Below are 17,594 nucleotides of genomic sequence, written 5' to 3' on the forward strand. Positions count from 1 at the left end.
ACGCGGGCGGAGGCGGTGGCGGAGACGGTGGCCGCCGGGCCGGCGGGGCGGGGCTCGGCCGGGCCCCCGAGGCCGGCCGTCACTGCCACGCTCACCCCGGCGGCCACCACGACGACCGCCGCGGCGGCGAGCAGCGCCTGCGCGCGGGGCGCGCGCCGGGGAGAAGGCCCGGCCAGGCGGGCGGCGACCGCGGCGGGCAGCGCGGGCGCCCGATCGGCGGCGCGCTCCAGCGTCCTGCGCAGGGTCTCCTCCAGGACGGTGGCGCCGGCCTCGTCCCGATTGTGCTCGTTCGGTCCGGTCGTCGGTCCGGTCATCGTGCGCCTCCGGGGATCAGGTGGGCGGGGACGGTGGCGCGCAGCTTGGTGAGCGCGCGGTGCGCCTGGCTGCGCACGGTGACCCGGGACACGCCGAGCGTCTCGGCGATCTCCGCGTCGCTGAGCTGCTCGTAGTAGCGCAGCACGAGCACGGCCCGCTGCTTGCGGGGGAGCCCGGCCAGCGCCTGCCACATCGCCTGCTCGTCGCCGCCGGGCAGCGTGTCGTGGTGCTCGCGGTCGGGCGGCTGCCACATCACCTGCTCGCGCCGGCGCAGCCGCCAGGCGGCGATGTGCAGCCGGGCCATCGTGGTGCGCGCGTAGCTCTCCGGGTTGTCCTTCGACCGCAGCCCCGGCCAGGCCGCCCGCATCTTGAGCAGCGCCTCCTGCACCAGGTCCGCCGCGTCGTGCGGATTGCCGGTCAGCACGTATCCGTACCGCATCAGCGCGTCACCCCGCCGGGCGACGAACTCCGCGAACTTGGACTCCTCATCCACGCTGCCTCTGCCTCTCGTCGTTATCTGTCACCTCCGAGAGAGGGATCGCGGGGAATCTGTTGCACGAAAAAGTGGCCGCGCCAGGCCGGGGGGTGTCTGGCGCGGCCGTTTCGCCGGGGGAACCGTCCCATGCCCTGGAGGTGGCCGGCGAGTTCGGGACATCAGTGGGTGAACTGCTCCTCTTCGGTGGAGCCCTTGAGCGCGGTCGTCGAGGAGTCGGGCGCGACGGCCGTGCTGACCAGGTCGAAGTAGCCGGTGCCGACCTCGCGCTGGTGGCGGGTGGCGGTGTAGCCGCGCGCCTCGGCGGCGAACTCGGCCTCCTGGAGGTCCACGTACGCGGTCATGCCGTCGGTCGCGTATCCCTGGGCGAGGGCGAACATGGAGTGGTTCAGCGAGTGGAACCCGGCGAGCGTGATGAACTGGAACTTGTACCCCATGTGCCCGAGTTCCCGCTGGAACTTGGCGATGGTGGAGTCGTCGAGGTGCTTCTTCCAGTTGAAGGACGGCGAGCAGTTGTAGGCGAGCATCTGGTCGGGATACTCGGCCTTGATCGCCTCGGCGAACTCGCGGGCCACGTCCAGGTCGGGCGTGCCGGTCTCCATCCAGAGCAGGTCGGAGTGCGGCGCGTAGGCCAGGCCGCGCGCGATGCACGCCTCGATGCCGTTGCGGACCCGGTAGAAGCCTTCGGCGGTGCGCTCGCCGGTGGTGAAGCGCTGGTCGCGGGGGTCCACGTCGCTGGTCAGGAGCGTCGCGGCCTGGGCGTCGGTCCGCGCGATGATCAGGCTGGGGACTCCGCAGACGTCCGCGGCGAGGCGGGCGGCGTTGAGCGTCTTGATGTGCTGGCCGGTGGGGATGAGCACCTTGCCGCCGAGGTGGCCGCACTTCTTCTCGGAGGCGAGCTGGTCCTCCCAGTGCACTCCGGCGGCGCCCGCGGCGATCATGCCCTTCATGAGCTCGAAGGCGTTGAGCACGCCGCCGAACCCGGCCTCGGCGTCGGCCACGATGGGCGCGAGCCAGTACGGCGCGTTCTCGGCGCCTTCCGACCAGGTGATCTGGTCGGCGCGCAGCAGCGCGTTGTTGATGCGGCGCACGACGGCCGGCACCGAGTTGGCCGGGTAGAGGCTCTGGTCGGGGTACGTGTGCCCGCCGAGGTTCGCGTCGGCGGCCACCTGCCAGCCGGACAGGTAGATGGCCTTCAGCCCGGCCCGCACCTGCTGCACGGCCTGGTTGCCGGTCAGCGCCCCGAGGGAGTGGACGTAGTCCTCGGTGTGCAGCAGGTCCCACAGCCGCTGGGCGCCGAGGCGGGCCAGCGTGTGCTCCTCCTGGACGCTTCCACGCAACCGGACCACGTCCTCGGCGCTGTAGGTGCGCTCGATGCCGGCCCAGCGAGGGTCGTTGTCCCACTCTTCACGCAGCTGCTCGGCAGCTCCCTTGAGGCGATCGTTCATCGTTGTCTCCTTTGTCGTCCCCTGGGGCTCATGCCGAGTCTGTGCCCTGACCACCCCACCGCCATAGGGGCCGATTCAGAGAAGAACGACGAAATTTCGCATAAATCGCAACTCTTGCCGCCTGTTCGCTGCAGAAGAAATCGCAACTTTTCCTGTTGGCCTAGACCAATCACCCTCAACCTGCTGTGACTAGAAGATGGGCGGATTTTCCGTCTAAGATGCCTGCATGGCGTCCTTGCTAGGCGAAGAACCGCTGTCTTTGACGCAAGAGCTCGATCTCATCGCGTTCGGGCAGCGCCTGCGCCACCTGCGCAAACAGCGTGGCCTCACCCTGTCCGACCTGGGCTCGCGCGTCAGCCGCGCCCCCAGTCAGCTCTCCCTGCTGGAGAACGGCAAACGCGAGCCGAAGCTGTCGCTGCTCAAGTCGCTCGCCGCCGCGCTCGGCGTCCCGGTGGAGGAGCTGCTGCGCCGCCAGCCGCCCAACCGGCGCGCCCAGCTGGAGATCGCCCTGGAGGAGGCGCAGCGCGACCCCCTGTACGCGGGGCTCGGCCTGCCCAGGCTCAAGGTGTCCGCGCGGGTGCCCAACGACGTGCTGGAGCACCTGCTCGGCCTCTACGGCGAGTTGCGCGCGCGGCAGGCCAGGGGCACCGCCACCCCGGAGGAGGCCAGGGCCGCCAACGCCGAGCTCCGGCGCAGGCAGCGCGAGCTCGGCAACTACTTCCCCGACATCGAGAAGGCCGCCGCCGAGGCGCTGGCCGCGGTCGGCTACCGCACCGGGGCCCTGTCCCAGAGCATGATCCAGAGTCTGGTGACGCACTTCGGCTACACCGTGCACACCGCCCAGGACCTGCCCCGCTCGGTGCGTTCCATCACCGACCTGCGCAACCGCCGCATCTACGTCAAGCACGAGCAGCTCGGCATGCACACCCCGCGCACGATCCTGCTCCAGACGCTCGGCCACCTGGCGCTCGGCCACGACAAGCCGCGCGACTTCGCCGACTTCCTGCGCCAGCGCACCGAGGCCAACTACTTCGCCGCCGCGGTGCTCGTGCCGGAGAAGGCCGCGGCCGTCTACCTGCGCGAGGCCAAGGCCGACCGGGCGCTGTCGGTGGAGGACCTGCGCGACGTGTTCGCCGTCTCCTACGAGATGGCCGCCCACCGCTTCACCAACCTCGCCACCCACCACCTGGGCCTCGTCTGCCACTTCGTGCGCAACGACGCCGGGGGCATCATCTACAAGGCGTACGAGAACGACGGCATCGTCTTCCCGGCCGACGAGCAGGGCGCGATCGAGGGCCAGCGGATGTGCCTGCAGTGGTCGGGCCGCCAGGTCTTCACCTCGCCCGACCGCTTCTCCGTCTTCTACCAGTACTCCGACTCGCCGACCGGCACCTACTTCTGCGTCGCGCACGTCGACCCGTCACGCGAGCGCGACTTCGCCATCACGCTCGGCGTGCCGTTCCGGGAGTCGCGCTGGTTCCGGGGCCGGGAGACCACCAACCGGACCCGGTCGCTCTGCCCCAACGGCGACTGCTGCCGCCGCCCGCCGACCGATCTGGCCGAGCGCTGGGAGGGCTACGCCTGGCCGTCGGCCCGCGCCAACTCCCACGTGCTGGCCGCGCTGCCGCCGGGGTCGTTCCCGGGGGTCGACGAGGCCGATGTCTACACGTTCCTGGAGCGCCACGCGGGGGCCGGCTGACCTTCGCCTATCCTGGGGGCGGGGATGAACGGGGGTGGTTCGCATGCTGCCTGAAGTTCAGAGCTGGATGCGGCGCCGCAGCTCGCGGGCCGCGGACTGGCCGGTCGAGGCGCTGGCCGAGGCCAAGGGCGGCGCGACGGTCAGCGTGGTGCTCCCGGCGCGTGACGAGCGGGAGACCGTGGGGGAGATCGTCGCCGTCATCATGGGGGAGCTCGGCGCGGTCGTCGACGAGGTCGTGGTCATCGATTCGCGCTCCACCGACGACACGGCGGAGGTGGCGGCGCGGGCGGGCGCCGTCGTGCACGCCCAGGACACCATCCTGCCGGGCCTCGCGCCGCTCGACGGCAAGGGCGAGGCGCTGTGGAAGTCCCTGGCGGTCACCAGCGGCGACATCGTCGCCTTCGTCGACGCCGATATCCGGAAATTTCGCTCCACCTTGGTGAGCGGATTGCTCGGCCCGCTCCTCAGCGACTCCTCCGTCGCGTACGTCAAGGGCTGCTACGACCGCCCGCTCGACGGCGCGCCCACCGGCGGCGGCCGGGTCACCGAGCTCGTCGCCCGCCCGCTCATCAACCTGCACTGGCCCGAGCTGGCCGGTTTCGTCCAGCCGCTCGCCGGCGAGTACGCCGGCCGCCGCGCCGCGCTGGAACGGGTGCCGTTCCTGACCCGCTACGGGGTCGAGATCGGGCTGCTCATCGACCTGCTGGAGCTGGCCGGGCTCGACGCGTTCGCCCAGGTGGACCTCGGCACGCGCGAGCACGCCCCGCAGTCGACCGAGGCCCTGGGCGGCATGGCGGGGCAGATCATGCTCGCCGCCTGGTCCCGCCTGTGCCGCCAGGGCAAGATCCAGACCTGCCACGACCCGTCGTGCCGCCTCGACCAGTTCCGCCGCGTCAGCGCCGGGCACGAGGTCCTGACCAGCGACATCTCGGTCGCCGAACGCCCGCCGATGGTCACCGTGCCCGCGTCAGCCGCCTGACGGGCCCTCCCCGGGCAGGCCGTCGCGCAGCGCCGCGGCGGCGAAGGCCGCGGCGTGCTCGCGCATCGCCTCCTGGTCGCCCGCCGCCTCGCCCAGGAGGATGCGCGCGAGCTGCGGCATCATCGCCGGGAACAGCGCCAGCCCGGTCAGCAGGAACACCGTGCGCGCCGTCGCCTCCGTGGGCCGCTCGCTCATCGACGCGGTCTTGCGCGCGCACCGCTCGACCCGCGCCTCCTGGCCGGGCAGCAGCTCCTGGCCCCGGTAGTTGAGCGCCTCCCACATCAGCAGCCGCACCAGCTCCGGATGGGCCTGGTAGTAGGCCGACAGCTTGGCCACGTAGTCGACCGGGTCGCTGCCGGGCAGCGCGATCTGCGCGGTCAGGTCGTCGATCGCCTCGGTGATGACCGCGTCGAACAGCTTCTCCTTGCTGCCGAAATGGCCGTAGATGCGCTCCTTGTTGACTCCGGCGCGCTCGGCGATCCGGTCCACGCGCGCTCCCGCGACGCCGTACGCGGCGAACTCCTCGCGGGCGGCGGCGAGCAGGGCGGCCCTGGTGGCGGTGGTCGAGACCTTGGCTGGCATGCGGCCATCCTACCTCGACCAACTAGTTGGTTGACATCCAACTAGTTGGTTGGTGTAGCGTCCCGGCACATGACGACCACTTCCCTCCGCCCCGCGCCGCCCGCCACGGCGCCGTTCGGGTCCACGCTGCTGTCCTTCGTGCTCACCGCCGTGCTGGTCAGCGGCCAGCTCTACATCGTGATCCCGCTGCTGCCCGACATGGCCGCGACCTGGGGGACCGTCCCGGGCGAGCTGACCTGGCTGGTGACCGCGTTCGGCGCCGGATACGGGGTGGGATTCCTGATCTTCGGCCCGCTTTCCGACCGGTTCGGGCGCAGGCGGCTGGTGCTCGCCGGACTGCCTCTGGCCGCCCTCGCCACCGCACTGGTCGCCGCCGCGCCCTCGCCGGAGGCCGCCCTCGTGCTGCGTGCCGTCCAGGGGCTGGCCGTGGCCACGTTCCCGCCCGCCGGGCTGGCGTACCTGGCCGAGCGGATCGAGCCGCGCCGGCGCGCGGTCGCGATCTCCGCGGTGACCGGCGCGTTCCTCGCCTCCGCCGTGCTCCTTCAGGTGCTCGCCCAGCTCCTGGTGGACACCGCCGGGTGGCGCGGGCTGTTCCTGATCTCCGGCGCCGCCCTGGCCCTTTCCGGCCTCGGCCTGCGCGCCACCATGCTGCCCGGCACCCCGCAGGCGCCGACCGGCGGCGGGCTGCTCGCGGCCTACCGGCCGCTGCCGGAGCTGCTGCGCGACCGGCCGCTGCTGGCCCGGTACGCGGCCTCGGTCGTGGTGCTGACCGGGTTCGTGGCCGTCTACACCGGCCTGCAGCTCTACGGCGTCACCCCGTCGTCCGGCGAACTCCTCGCGCTGCGCGCCGCCGGGCTGCCCGCCATGATCGCGGTGCCGCTGCTCATGCCCTGGTTCGGCCGCGTCGCGCCCGTCACCCGGGCCGCCGTGATGCTGGCCGGCGGCGCGCTGGTGCTCGCCGCCGCCGCCCTGACCGGCGCCGCCGGGCCCGGCCTGGTGCTCCTGCTCGCCGCGTACGCCGTCGCCATCACCGCCGGCCTGCCCAGCCTGAACGAGTCCATCTCCGCCCGCGCCGGCCGCTCGCGCGGCACGGCGCTGGCGCTGTTCTCCTTCTCGCTCGCCGTCGGCGGCAGCGCCGGCCCGCAGGTCGCCGCCCTCTTCAGCGGCTTCACCCCGCTCCTGTACGCCCTCGCGGCGGCGATGGGCCTGTCCGCCCTGGCCGTCGCGCTGGTGAGCGGCCGGGGCGGTGTCCCGGTTTGATCTTTTCGCGGCGAATTCCGGGTATGGCTGCGTACGATCGCCCGCGTGGACCTGATCGCGTTCTTCGCCGTCGTGCTCGCCATCCCCCTGGGACTGGCGGGCGGCGCGGCGGTGCTGGCCGCCCGGTCGACACCGCGCGAACGCCACCGCCCGGTGAGCCGGCTCGCCCTCGCCCACGGGGCGGTCCTGGCGACGCTCGGCCTCGCCTTCCTCGCGGGAATCGCCTGGGCCACGCGCGAGGACGTCCACTACGACGACTTCGGCTCCGCCGTGCAGCTCTACGCGAGCATGCTCGGCGCCGCCCTGCTGTTCCTCGGCCTGGGGCCGTTCGTCGCGTGGGCGCTGAAACTTCCGGCCCGGCACGCCGCCCGCCTGCCCGTCACGGTCCGGCTGGCGGCGCGCGAGGCGGCCGGCGCCTCCCGTGGCACGGCGGCCTTGACGGCGGCGGTGATGCTCGCCACCGGCCTGGCGGTCACCCTGATGATCTCGGCCGCCGCCGTCACCACCCAGAACCGCGCCCAGTACCTCCCGCAGGCCCGGCCCGGCGCCCTCCAGGTGGACACGTTCTACACCGACGACCCCGACGCCGTGGGCGCCGCCGTCCGGGAGGAGCTCCCGCCCGGCGTCCCCGTGCTGCGGAGCGAGGAAACGGCCGGGAGCGGCCACGTGACCTACGCCGGCGACGGCTGGTCGGGGTTCGACGCCTTCGTCGGTGACGAGACGCTGCTCCGCTACCTGACCGGGGACCCGGCCACGCCCTACGACGAGGACACGGCCGTCCTCGTCACCGCGGAACCGGGCGCCGACCCCACGATCGACCTCCACTACAGCATGACCACGCCCCCCGGCGAGTACCTGACCAAGACCATTCCCGCGATCACGGTCGGACCGGCCGACCCGCGCATGAGCGCGCTCTTCGTCCCCGCGAAGGTCGTCCGCGGGCTGGGCTTCGACCTGGAGGCGGGCAGGTTCCTCGTCGACCCCGCCGCCCATCGCACCACCCGCGCCGAGCAGGAGCGGCTCACCGACCGGCTCAGCGACATCGCCGAGGTCCACGTCGAGCGGGGGTACGAACCGGCGACCGGCTGGATCCCGGTCGCCGGGGCGCTCATCCTGCTCGCCCTCGGCGGCGGGCTGGCCGCCACCGCCCTGGCGGCGCGCGGTTCCCGGCGGGCGCGCGTGCTGCGGCGCGCCGGCGGGTCCCCGCGACGGTACGCGGCCTGCCGCGCGGGGCTGGTCACGGCGTGCGGCGCGCTGCCGGGCGCGGCCGGCGGCGGCGTCGCCGGCCTGCTGCTGGCCTGGCCGCTGACCACCTCGATCGAATGGGACGTGCCGCCACGGGTGGCCTTCGACACCCCGTGGGAGCTGGTCGCCGCCCTGGCAGCCGGGCTCCCGGCGCTCGCGGCGGCCCTGGCGGCGCTCAGACCGGCGAGATGACCCGGCCCCGGCGGCGACCTGTCGGGGCGCCGGGGGTCACGCGATCCGTGAGGCCGCCTCGAGGAGGCGGCGCAGCCGGACCAGGTCCGGGGCGACGGCGCTCACCAGGAAGGCCGGCCCGGCGAGCGGGGTGAGCACGGCCTGCCCCTCCCCGGGATCGTCGCCGGCGAGCCGGACGGCCGGCGCCCGCTCGTCGAGGCCCGGGTCGGCGACGAGGATCTGCCCGGCGGTGCGATGACCGGCCAGGACCGCCGGGCCGTCCCACCCGGGCGCGTCCGGCCCGTACCGGCTCTCCAGGTCGAGAAGGGGACGCCCGCCGCGCCGGACGGTCAGCCGGGCCGACAGCCGGCCCGGCGGCTCGCCGACGCGGCCGAGGACGTGCTCCTCGCGCAGCACGAGCCGCGCCGTGGCCGCCAGGTCGACGACGCACGTCTGCCGCAGGTTGCTGCGCGCGGCGGAGATCAGCGGCTCGGGCAGCCACTGCAGGCTCGCCCCCGCCGCGACGCTCACCCGCACGTCGTAGGCGGCGTGCCCGGACGTGGGGCCGCGCAGCGCGACGGTGGCCCCGGCCGAGGTGACGCGCAGGTGGGCGTCCTCCTCGACGCCGACCTCGATGCGCAGCCGGTCGCCGCCCAGCGGCGCGCTCATGGCGCCGATGACGCACACCCGCGCCTGGCTCCCGTCGGAACGGCCGCGCCGCAGGTCGAACGGGCCGTCCCCGGCCAACACGGGCAGGGCCGTGACCGTCCCCGCGCGCACCGCCCTGATGCGCGCGGTGGCGTGCACGCCCGGCCCGGGACGACCGGCCCGGCTCGCGGTGGCCGCCGTGAGCGTCACGCGGCGCCCGCGCCCCAGGCGGCCAGCCGCCCGCGCACCCAGTCGGCCACCGGCGTGACGCCGCCCTCGGCCTTCAGCGCCGTGAACGCCACCGGCAGGTCGCCGCGCTGCGCCCTGGCGTCGCGGGCCATGCCCTCCAGGTCGGCGCCCACGTACGGGGCCAGGTCGGTCTTGTTGACGACCAGCAGGTCGGAGGCGGTCACGCCGGGGCCGCCCTTGCGCGGGATGTCGTCGCCGCCCGACACGTCGATGACGAAGATCTGCGCGTCGACGAGGCCCCTGGAGAAGGTGGCGGTCAGGTTGTCGCCGCCGGACTCCACGAGGATCAGGTCCAGCGCGCCGATCCGGTCCTCCAGGTCCTCGACGGCTTCGAGATTGGCGGAGATGTCGTCACGGATGGCGGTGTGCGGGCACGCGCCCGTCTCGACCGCGGCGATCCGCTCCGGCGGCAGGACGGCCTCGCGCAGCAGGAACTCGGCGTCCTCGCGGGTGTAGATGTCGTTGGTGACGACGGCGATCGACACCTCGTCGCGCAACGCCCGGCACAGGGCGGCCACCGTGGCGGTCTTGCCGGTGCCGACCGGGCCGCCCAGCCCGATGCGCAGGGCCCGCCGCCCGCCGCCCGGGCGCTGCGGGGGAGAGCCGCCGGGGCCGTGCGGGTGGCCGTCGGGGAAGGAGTCGCCGTGGTTCAGGTGCATGGGTGCTCCGGATGGTCTGGGGGTCAGGAGGCGAACAGGCGTACCGGCAGGGCGGCATGCCGTTCGGCGGAGATGTCGAGCAGCGGCGCCGAGACGGCGGGCAGCGCCTCGACGCCCTCGGCAGCGACCCGCCGCGCGGCCCCGGCCGCCCGCGCCGCGACCCGGTCGACGTCCTCGGCGAGGCGGGCGAGCACACCGGCGGCGTCGACCGGGTCCAGCCGCAGCAGCCGGACCGTCGCACCGGCCGGCCCGCTGACGCTCTCGTACGCGGCCGCGTACGCCGCGTCGAGCGCCGGCAGGCCCGCCGAGCGGGCGGCGAGCCCGAGGACGACGGGCTGGTGCGCGCCCCGCGGCCGCGCCGCCGCCAGCGCGTCGAGGTCGCCGCAGGGCCAGATCGCGCGGGCGGCCCGCAGGAGCTGCCGCCCGAGCCTGCGCGAGGCCCGCCGCAGGGCGGGGGAGGGAGTGCGGGCGTCGGCGGCCTCGTCGAGCGGCAGCGGGTCGCAGCCGGCGGCGGCCGCGGCGGCCAGGCCCGCCGCGACCAGCCCGGCGGTGTGCAACCGGCCGCGGCAGAACGCCTCCAGGCCCGCCGCGTCCCGGACGAGCCCCGCCGAGACGGCCGCCTCGGCCCCGCCGGAGTGGGCGTGCCCGCCGGCGGGGAAGCGCCCGTCGGCCAGCACGAGCAGCGCGGCGCGGTCCGTCATGTACGGGCTCCTTCGATGCGAGGCGGTCAGACAGGGCGAGGCGGTAAGACAGGGCGAGGCGGTCAGACAGGGCGAGGCGGTAAGACAGGGCGGGGTGGTCAGCCGGCGCGGCGGTCAGAAGAGGAAGTAGCGCTGCGCCATCGGCAGCTCGGTGGCGTACTGGTCGCCCTCGACGAGCTCGTCGTCGATCTCCGTCTTCACGTCCTTGGCGATCGCGCCGCCGATCTCCACCGTGAACGTGTCGGGGTCGACGCGGATGTCGGGCCGGGCGTCGTTCTCCCGCATGTCGGCCTTGAACACCTTGCGGGTGTCGCGGATGGCCGTGAACGGCTTGCCGACCTTGACCCGTTCGGCCAGGCCCGCGGCGATGGCGTGCTCGGTGACGAAGTTGACCGAGTTGGCGCCCGGGGCCCGCCCGGTCGCGCCCCACACGGGCCTGGGCAGGACCGGCTGCGGGGTGGTGATGGAGGCGTTGGCGTCGCCCACCTGGGCGTAGGCGAGCTGGCCGCCCTTGATCACCCGGTCGGCGCGGACGCCGAAGAACTTCGGCTCCCACAGCACCAGGTCGGCGAGCTTGCCCACCTCGACCGAGCCGACCACGTGGTCGATCCCGTGCGCGACGGCCGGGTTGATCGTGTACTTGGCGACGTAGCGGCGGGCGCGGTGGTTGTCGGCGTCGCCGTCGCCGTCGAGCGGGCCGCGCCGGGCCTTCATCACGTGCGCCGTCTGCCACGTCCTGATGATCATCTCGCCGATACGGCCCATCGCCTGCGCGTCCGACGACATGATCGAGATGGCGCCCAGGTCGTGCAGGACGTCCTCGGCCGCCATCGTCGAGGGCCGGATCCGCGACTCGGCGAACGCCAGGTCCTCCTTCACCAGCGGGTTGAGGTGGTGGCAGACCATCACCATGTCGATGTGCTCCTTGACCGTGTTGACGGTGAAGGGCCGGGTCGGGTTGGTGGAGGCCGGCAGCACGTTCGGCAGGGACACCATCGTGATCATGTCGGGCGCGTGGCCGCCGCCAGCGCCCTCGACGTGGAAGATGTGGATCGGGTGGTCGCCGATGGCCTCGATCGTGTCGGCGACCGCGCCCGCCTCGTTCAGCGAGTCGGCGTGCAGCGCGAGCTGCACCCCGGTGGCCTTGCAGACCTCCAGGCACCTGCGCAGGACGGCGGGCGTGGCCCCCCAGTCCTCGTGGATCTTGAACCCGAGCACGCCCCCCTTCACCTGGTTGAGCAGCGACTCGGTGGACATCGTGCTGCCCTTGCCGAGCAGCCCCACGTTGACCGGGAAGTGGTCCAGCGCCTCGAACGCCCGCGCCACGTGCCAGGAGCCCGGCGTGACGGTGGTGGCGGTGCTGCCCTCGGCCGGCCCGGTGCCGCCGCCGATCAGGGTGGTGACGCCCGCCGCCAGCGCCTCGTGGACCTGCTCCGGGCAGATGAAGTGCACGTGCGTGTCGACCCCGCCCGCGGTGAGGATCTTGCCGTTGCCGGCGATGACCTCGGTCTCCGGGCCGATGAGGAAGTCCGTCGCCCGCTCGTGCCCGTCGTGCAGCCGGTCCATGAGATCGTCGTTGTACGCCTTGCCGAGCGCGACGATGCGGCCGTCGCGGATGGCGACGTCGGCCTTGACCACGCCCCAGTGGTCCAGGATGACGGCGCCGGTGATGACGGTGTCGGGCGGCCGCGGCGCGCCGAACGCCGCCGGGTCGCGCGGCGCGTGCGACTGGCCCATCGACTCGCGGATCACCTTGCCGCCGCCGAAGAGGACCTCGTTGCCGCTGCGGCCAGGGCCGCCGGACCAGTCCTCGGTCACCTCGATCCGCAGGTTGGTGTCGGCCAGCCGGATCCGGTCGCCGGCCGTCGGGCCGTACCGGTCGGCGTAGTCGGCCCGGCTCAGCGGGGCGTCCACCGGGCGCTCGTCCGGCGGGGCGATCCGCTCCCTCGGGACCGCGTCCGCCAGCGGGATGGCCACCGGGTCCGTCACGGACTCATCCATCGAGGGCACCTCCCACCTCGCCGCGCAGCCCGGCGACGACCCGTTTGCCCTCGATGGGCACGAGCGTCACCTCGCGGGTGCAGCGGGGCTCGAACCGCACGGAGCTGCCGGCCGGGATGTTGAGGCGCTTGCCGTAGGCGGCCTCGCGCGGCTCGATGGCGAGCCGGGGGTTGGCCTCCCAGAAGTGGTAGTGGGAGCCGACCTGGATGGGCCGGTCGTCGGTGTTGGTCACCGTCACGGTCGTGACCTCACGGCCCTCGTTGAAGACGACGGGCCCGGCCCCGTCCGGATGGTCCACCTTGCCCGGATGGACCACAGCCTGCTTCGTGGCCTGCTCGGGGAAGGGCTCGCGGATGGTGACGAGCTTGGTGCCGTCGGGGAACGTCGCCTCGACCTGGATGTTGGAGATCATCTCCGGGACGCCCGGCATGACGTCGTCCCGGCTGAGCACCTCCGGGTCCGGCGGGAGCATGAGCTCGGCGACCGGCTTGCCGTCGCGGGCCCCCTCCAGCACGAGCGAGGTCAGCAGCGCCACGGTCTCCGGATAGTTCAGCTGCACCCCCCGCTCCTTACGTCTCCTGGCCACGTCCGCGGCCACGTGGATCATCAGACGTTCCTGCTCGTGGGGAGTCAGGTGCACCCCGGCCACCTCGCCTTCGCTCCGCCGCGCCCGGACGGCCCGGCGTCTCCGAACGTAACGTGACGACTACAGATCGTGACGTGCCGTGACGGTAAGGCATCCGTCACCCGGCCTCACCACGCGGGTCCGGTCACGCCTCCGAGGCGGGCTTGAGCAGCCCCGTCTCGTAGGCCGCCGCCACGGCCGCCGCCCGGTCGTTGACCCCGAGCTTGGCGTAGACGTGCAGCAGGTGCGTCTTGACCGTCGCCTCCGTGACGAACAGCCGCGCGGCGACGTCGCGGTTGGTCGCCCCCCGCGCGATCAGCGCCAGCACCTCCAGCTCGCGCCGGCTCAGCCGCCGCCGCTCCGGCTCGCGCGCCGCGCGGGTGAGCCGCCCGGCCACCGTGGGCGACAGCACCTGCTCGCCCCGGGCGGCGGCCCGCGCCGCGCGCAGCAGCTCGGCGCGCGGCGTGTCCTTGAGCAGGTAGCCGGTCGCGCCCTGCGCGATCGCGGGCAGCACGTCGGCGTCGTCGTCGAACGTCGTCAGGACCAGCACCCGGACGTCCGGCGCCTGCTCGCGCAGCCTGCGGATGAGCTCGGCGCCGCCCATCCCCGGCATCCGCAGGTCGGTGACCACGAGGCCGGGGGCGGTCTGCCGGGTCAGCGCCAGCGCCTCCGGCCCGTCGGCCGCCTCACCGACGACCTCGAACGCCTCGTCGGAGGCGAAGATCCCGCGCAGCCCGTCACGGACCACCGGATGGTCGTCCACGATGACGACCCGGATCGCCATCAGCGGTCCCCGGGAACGGCGGGCACCGTGGCCGAGATGCCCGTGCCCTGGCCGGGAGCCGACTCGACGGCGAACTCGCCGGCCAGCCGGGCGACACGCTGCCGCATCCCCATCAGCCCGAACCCGCCCGCCGCCGACGGCTCCACCGCCCCCGGGTCGAACCCGGCCCCGTCGTCACGCACGTCCAGCACCACCACGTCCTCCATGTACGACAGGGTGACGGCGACCCGCCCGGCGCGGGCGTGCCTGGCCACGTTCGCCAGCGCCTCCTGCGCCACCCGCAGCAGCGTCGCCTCCACCTCGGCGTGCAGCGGCCGCGCCTCGCCGGTCACCTCCACCGGCGCGGGCACCCCGCTCGCCCGCGACCACGCGGCCGCCACGTCCTCCACCGCCGCCGCCAGCCGGGCCTCCTCCAGCGGGGCCGGGCGCATCGCCCGCACCGACCTGCGCGCCTCGTCGAGACTGTCCCGCGCCAGAGCCCGTACGGTGGCGATCCTGGCACGGGCGGCGGGCACGCCGGCGACGAGGTCGTCGACCACCTCCAGCTGGGTGAGGATGGCGGTCAGCCCCTGGGCGATCGTGTCGTGGATCTCCCTGGCCATCCGCTGGCGCTCGCCGAGCACGCCCGCCTCGCGCGCCCGGGTCAGGAACCGGGCCTGGAGGCTCGCGTTCTCCTCCGCCAGCTCCCGCAGCCGCGCGATCATGGCCTGGCGCTGCCGGTTCTGCTCGGAGATCGTCTGGATGAACAGGCCGACCGTCGAGGCGACGAGGACGGCCAGCAGGAAGGAGAAGATCATCTCGCCCGCCGGTCTCGGCTCCGGCCGGGCGCCGACCAGCACCGCCGCCGTCGCCGCCACCCCCGCGTACGCCTTCCAACCCGGCAGGACGGTGAACGCCTGGACGAACGCCCCCAGCCCGGCCACCGTGAACGCCGAGTCGATCCTGACCAGCACCCCGACCGCGGCCAGCATGACGGCGAAGTAGAGCACCGCCACCGCCAGGCGCTCGATCCGGCTGAACCGCGACGACACCATGAACCAGTGCCACATCCCGAGGAACACCGCCAGCGCCGCCACCTCCGGCCGCCACTCCCGCAGCAGCGAGAACCCGGCCGGAAGCAGCACGAACAGGTACGGCAGCGCCGGCCACGCCCGGTCCCAGCGCGAGACGTCACGCCCGGCGCCGCTCACCAGCGGTACGCCTTCACCGCGGCCCCGCCCGCCACCAGGAAGATCGCCACCATGACGGCGACGGCGACCGGCGGCAGCCCCTGCCCCTCCCAGCCCGCGCGGACCGCCTGCACGACCGGCGCCATCGGCGTCCACTCGCCGATCGCGCGCATCTGCGCCGGCAGCGTCTCCCGCGCGGACATCGCGCCCGAGACGAACACCATCGGGAAGAAGACCGCCAGGCCCACGACCGTGGCGGCCCGGCCGCCCGGCGCCAGCGCGCCGACGAGCAGCCCGATCGAGCCGAGACAGAGCGCCCCCAGCAGCCAGGCCAGCACGACGGCGGCCGGATCGACCGGCCCGCTCATCCCGTACGCGACCAGGCCCAGGACCGCCAGCACCACGCTGCCGAGCACGGCCAGCAGCAGATGCGCCACCCACTGCGCGCCGAACACCATCGCGGGGGAGGCCGGGGTCGCGCTCAGCCGCTTGAGCACTCGCCGCTCGCGGTACTGCGCCAGCGTCGCCGGCAGCACCACCAGGGTGGCCAGGCCGATGACGAACACGCTGAGCATCGGCACGTACGCCTCGATCAGCGGCAGCCCGCCCGGCAGCGTGCCGCCGTTGCGCATCTTCATCCACAGGATGACGGCCGGGAAGGCGAGCGCGAAGAACGCGGACATCGGATCGCGCACGGCGAGCCTGAGCTCCACGGAGATGACGGTGCCTAGGCCCTTCATGAGGCGTTCCTCTCGATCAGTGCGAAATAGGCGTCCTCGAGGGTGCCGCCGGCCCCGCTCCTGGCGACGAGCTCGCCGGGGGTGCCCTCGTGCGCCACCCGGCCGCGATCGATCACGGCGATACGGTCGCACAGAGCTTCCGCCTCGTCCATGAAGTGGGTGACGAGGACGACGGTGACGCCCCGGTCCCGCATGTCGCGGATCAGGCCCCACGTCGTCCGCCGGGCCGACGGGTCCAGCCCGGTGGTCAGCTCGTCGAGGAACACCACCTCCGGGTCGCCGACCAGCGCCAGCGCGATGAACAGCCGCTGCTTCCAGCCGCCCGACAGCGCGCCGAACCGGGTCCGCCGCTTCCCGTCCAGCCCCCACTCCGCCATGAGCGCGCGCCAGTCGGCGGGCCTGTCGTAGAGGGACGCGTACATCCTCAGCGCCTCCCCGACCTTGAGCGCGTCGGGCAGCGCCGCCTCCTGCAACTGGACGCCGACGCGCTGGAGCAGCTCCCGCCGCCGCTCGCGCGGGTCGAGGCCGAGCACCCGCAGCGTGCCGCCGTCGGGCCTGCGCAGCCCGGACGCGCACTCCACCACCGTCGTCTTCCCGGCGCCGTTGGGGCCGAGGATGCCGAAGATCTCGCCCCGCCCCACCGAGAGCGTGACGCCCGCCAGCGCCTGGTGTGCCCGATAGCTCTTCGTCAGGCCGTTGAGCTCGATGACTGTCATGACCCGAGAATCCCCGCCCCGCCGCGATCGCGGCATCCACCGATCGGTTGACGAATGAGGCCCGCCCCGGCGGGCGGGGCGCGTACGATCGGGCCGTGCTGATCATGGCGACCCTCCTCGCGGGAGCCGTCGCGGTCGTGGCGGTCGTGGCCCGTGGGCCCCACCTGCGTGACCACCTGGTGCTGGGCGGGTTCCTGGTGGCGTTCTGCGCCGGGGCGCTGGCCTTCTTCGCGTGGAGCATGCGCGAGGACGGGCATGCGGAGGCGCCGATGGTGATCTCGCTGCTCGGCCTGGCGGCCGGTGGGCTGCTGCTCCTCGGGCTGGGCCCGTTCGTGCCGTGGGCGCTCGGGCGATCGGCCCGGCCGCTGCGGCTGCCGGACCGGCTCCCGGGCGGCGTGGCCGCGGGCGTCGCCGTGGCGCTCACCGCGACCGCCGTCGCCGTCACGGCGCTGATCCTCGACTCCGCACGGGAGTCCCAGCAGCGGGCCGCCTACCGGCCCGAGGCCAGGCCGGGCGCCCTGGTCGTCCAGGTCACCGCCGGGGCCGATGCCGTGCTGCGCCGGGAACTGCCCGGCGTCCCCGTCGTACGGGATCACGACGTGCCCGGCCTCAGGGTCGGCGAACCGGACTCGGAGCTGCCCCGCAGCCACATCGGCGACCGGGCGCTGCTCGGCTACCTCACGGGCGATCCGGCCACCCCGTACGACGAGAGCGCCGCCGTGCTGGTCACGGACGCCGTCACGGCCGCGACGGTGGAGATCAGGTACGGCGGCGCCGCCGTCCGGACCGTGCCCGCGACCACCGTCAGGCCCGCCCACCCCGGGATGTACGAGATCTTCATCCCCGCGAAGCTCCTGCGCGACCTGGGCCTGCGGCCGGAGCCCGAGGCGCTGGTCGTCGACCCGTCCGCGCACCGGGTCACGGCCGGCGAGCAGGAGCGGCTCGTCCGCGCCCTGGGCCCCGGCGCCGTCCACGTCGAGCGCGGCTACCAGGAACGGGGCAGCCGCTGGGCGGTCGCCGAGGCGCCGGCCCTCGTCGCGCTCGCCGGCGCGCTGGCCGCCGCCGCGCTCACGGCCGGGACCGGGCGGCCCCGGCCGGCGTCGGCGGGCC

Annotated in this window: 18 protein-coding genes; 5 read left to right on the forward strand and 13 right to left on the reverse strand. The window is 74.1% G+C overall.

Annotation, left to right across the window (positions count from 1 at the left end; translation table 11 throughout):
- From KME80_RS45950 to aceA, 3 genes are all read right to left on the reverse strand, one after another.
- Window positions 1–314: hypothetical protein (locus KME80_RS45950; protein WP_219518159.1), on the reverse strand; the 314-nt coding region annotated here is incomplete at its 3' end.
- Complete coding sequence (locus KME80_RS45955) at window positions 311–808, reverse strand: SigE family RNA polymerase sigma factor (protein WP_219518161.1); 498 nt, start codon at window positions 806–808, stop codon at window positions 311–313. The genes KME80_RS45950 and KME80_RS45955, both read right to left, overlap by 4 nt.
- 161 nt (window positions 809–969) lie before the next feature.
- Complete coding sequence (gene aceA / locus KME80_RS45960) at window positions 970–2,256, reverse strand: isocitrate lyase (protein WP_219518162.1); 1,287 nt, start codon at window positions 2,254–2,256, stop codon at window positions 970–972.
- A 226-nt stretch (window positions 2,257–2,482) separates the two neighbouring features.
- On the opposite strand from aceA, the gene KME80_RS45965 reads away from it, so the two are divergent.
- Both KME80_RS45965 and KME80_RS45970 read left to right on the forward strand, forming a co-directional pair.
- A complete protein-coding gene (locus KME80_RS45965; RefSeq protein WP_372455446.1) occupies window positions 2,483–3,955 on the forward strand; it encodes a helix-turn-helix domain-containing protein in 1,473 nt (490 codons plus the stop codon).
- Window positions 3,956–3,998: 43 nt separating this feature from the next.
- Entirely contained in the window at window positions 3,999–4,934 is a 936-nt protein-coding gene (locus tag KME80_RS45970) for a glucosyl-3-phosphoglycerate synthase (RefSeq protein ID WP_219518166.1), read from the forward strand.
- On the opposite strand, the gene KME80_RS45975 is transcribed toward KME80_RS45970, so the two are convergent.
- A complete protein-coding gene (locus KME80_RS45975) occupies window positions 4,923–5,516 on the reverse strand; it encodes a TetR/AcrR family transcriptional regulator (RefSeq protein ID WP_219518168.1) in 594 nt (197 codons plus the stop codon). The two genes, KME80_RS45970 and KME80_RS45975, sit on opposite strands and share 12 nt — an antisense overlap.
- A 69-nt stretch (window positions 5,517–5,585) precedes the next feature.
- Here KME80_RS45975 and KME80_RS45980 point away from each other — a divergent pair, with 69 nt between their 5' ends.
- Window positions 5,586–6,776 (forward strand): MFS transporter, encoded by a 1,191-nt coding sequence (locus KME80_RS45980; RefSeq protein ID WP_219518170.1) that lies wholly within the window; start codon window positions 5,586–5,588, stop codon window positions 6,774–6,776.
- A 45-nt stretch (window positions 6,777–6,821) separates the two neighbouring features.
- Window positions 6,822–8,213 (forward strand): hypothetical protein, encoded by a 1,392-nt coding sequence (locus KME80_RS45985; RefSeq protein WP_219518172.1) that lies wholly within the window; start codon window positions 6,822–6,824, stop codon window positions 8,211–8,213.
- A 36-nt stretch (window positions 8,214–8,249) separates the two neighbouring features.
- Here KME80_RS45985 and KME80_RS45990 read toward each other — a convergent pair whose 3' ends face one another.
- The 9 genes from KME80_RS45990 to KME80_RS46030 all read right to left on the reverse strand — a co-directional run bounded on the left by KME80_RS45990 (window position 8,250) and on the right by KME80_RS46030 (window position 16,484).
- On the reverse strand, window positions 8,250–9,050 hold the full coding sequence (locus tag KME80_RS45990; protein WP_219518173.1) for an urease accessory protein UreD: 801 nt from the start codon (window positions 9,048–9,050) through the stop codon (window positions 8,250–8,252).
- Complete coding sequence (ureG, locus tag KME80_RS45995; RefSeq protein ID WP_219518174.1) at window positions 9,047–9,748, reverse strand: urease accessory protein UreG; 702 nt, start codon at window positions 9,746–9,748, stop codon at window positions 9,047–9,049. The genes KME80_RS45990 and ureG overlap by 4 nt, the downstream gene beginning before the upstream one ends.
- Before the next feature lie 23 nt (window positions 9,749–9,771).
- Window positions 9,772–10,449 (reverse strand): urease accessory protein UreF, encoded by a 678-nt coding sequence (locus KME80_RS46000; RefSeq protein WP_219518175.1) that lies wholly within the window; start codon window positions 10,447–10,449, stop codon window positions 9,772–9,774.
- A 114-nt stretch (window positions 10,450–10,563) separates the two neighbouring features.
- On the reverse strand, window positions 10,564–12,450 hold the full coding sequence (locus KME80_RS46005; RefSeq protein ID WP_219518176.1) for an urease subunit alpha: 1,887 nt from the start codon (window positions 12,448–12,450) through the stop codon (window positions 10,564–10,566).
- Window positions 12,443–13,090, reverse strand: a complete 648-nt coding sequence (locus KME80_RS46010) for an urease subunit gamma (protein WP_219518177.1) — start codon at window positions 13,088–13,090, stop codon at window positions 12,443–12,445. The genes KME80_RS46005 and KME80_RS46010 overlap by 8 nt, the downstream gene beginning before the upstream one ends.
- Window positions 13,091–13,220: 130 nt before the next feature.
- Window positions 13,221–13,859, reverse strand: a complete 639-nt coding sequence (locus KME80_RS46015; RefSeq protein ID WP_219518178.1) for a response regulator transcription factor — start codon at window positions 13,857–13,859, stop codon at window positions 13,221–13,223.
- Window positions 13,859–15,049 (reverse strand): sensor histidine kinase, encoded by a 1,191-nt coding sequence (locus tag KME80_RS53075; protein ID WP_219518179.1) that lies wholly within the window; start codon window positions 15,047–15,049, stop codon window positions 13,859–13,861. Before KME80_RS53075 ends, KME80_RS46015 begins: the two co-directional genes overlap by 1 nt.
- Window positions 15,046–15,768, reverse strand: a complete 723-nt coding sequence (locus KME80_RS46025) for an ABC transporter permease (RefSeq protein WP_219518181.1) — start codon at window positions 15,766–15,768, stop codon at window positions 15,046–15,048. Before KME80_RS46025 ends, KME80_RS53075 begins: the two co-directional genes overlap by 4 nt.
- Window positions 15,765–16,484, reverse strand: a complete 720-nt coding sequence (locus KME80_RS46030; RefSeq protein ID WP_219518183.1) for an ABC transporter ATP-binding protein — start codon at window positions 16,482–16,484, stop codon at window positions 15,765–15,767. The genes KME80_RS46025 and KME80_RS46030 overlap by 4 nt, the downstream gene beginning before the upstream one ends.
- A gap of 95 nt (window positions 16,485–16,579) precedes the next feature.
- Between KME80_RS46030 and KME80_RS46035 the strand changes: the two genes are divergently transcribed.
- On the forward strand, window positions 16,580–17,594 hold a 1,015-nt coding region (locus KME80_RS46035; protein ID WP_219518185.1), incomplete at its 3' end, for a hypothetical protein.

Source organism: Nonomuraea ceibae, from assembly GCF_019396325.1.
In the GTDB taxonomy this organism is placed as follows: Bacteria; Actinomycetota; Actinomycetes; order Streptosporangiales; family Streptosporangiaceae; genus Nonomuraea; species Nonomuraea ceibae.

Excerpts from the sequence above, each read along its gene's own strand:
- aceA (WP_219518162.1), bottom strand. The coding sequence starts at position 2,256 with ATGAACGATCGCCTCAAGGGAGCTGCCGAGCAGCTGCGTGAAGAGTGG.
- KME80_RS45965 (WP_372455446.1), top strand. The coding sequence starts at position 2,483 with ATGGCGTCCTTGCTAGGCGAAGAACCGCTGTCTTTGACGCAAGAGCTC.
- KME80_RS45970 (WP_219518166.1), top strand. The coding sequence starts at position 3,999 with ATGCTGCCTGAAGTTCAGAGCTGGATGCGGCGCCGCAGCTCGCGGGCC.
- KME80_RS45975 (WP_219518168.1), bottom strand. The coding sequence starts at position 5,516 with ATGCCAGCCAAGGTCTCGACCACCGCCACCAGGGCCGCCCTGCTCGCC.
- KME80_RS45980 (WP_219518170.1), top strand. The coding sequence starts at position 5,586 with ATGACGACCACTTCCCTCCGCCCCGCGCCGCCCGCCACGGCGCCGTTC.
- ureG (WP_219518174.1), bottom strand. The coding sequence starts at position 9,748 with ATGCACCTGAACCACGGCGACTCCTTCCCCGACGGCCACCCGCACGGC.
- KME80_RS46000 (WP_219518175.1), bottom strand. The coding sequence starts at position 10,449 with ATGACGGACCGCGCCGCGCTGCTCGTGCTGGCCGACGGGCGCTTCCCC.
- KME80_RS46005 (WP_219518176.1), bottom strand. The coding sequence starts at position 12,450 with ATGGATGAGTCCGTGACGGACCCGGTGGCCATCCCGCTGGCGGACGCG.
- KME80_RS46015 (WP_219518178.1), bottom strand. The coding sequence starts at position 13,859 with ATGGCGATCCGGGTCGTCATCGTGGACGACCATCCGGTGGTCCGTGAC.
- KME80_RS46025 (WP_219518181.1), bottom strand. The coding sequence starts at position 15,768 with ATGAAGGGCCTAGGCACCGTCATCTCCGTGGAGCTCAGGCTCGCCGTG.
- KME80_RS46030 (WP_219518183.1), bottom strand. The coding sequence starts at position 16,484 with ATGACAGTCATCGAGCTCAACGGCCTGACGAAGAGCTATCGGGCACAC.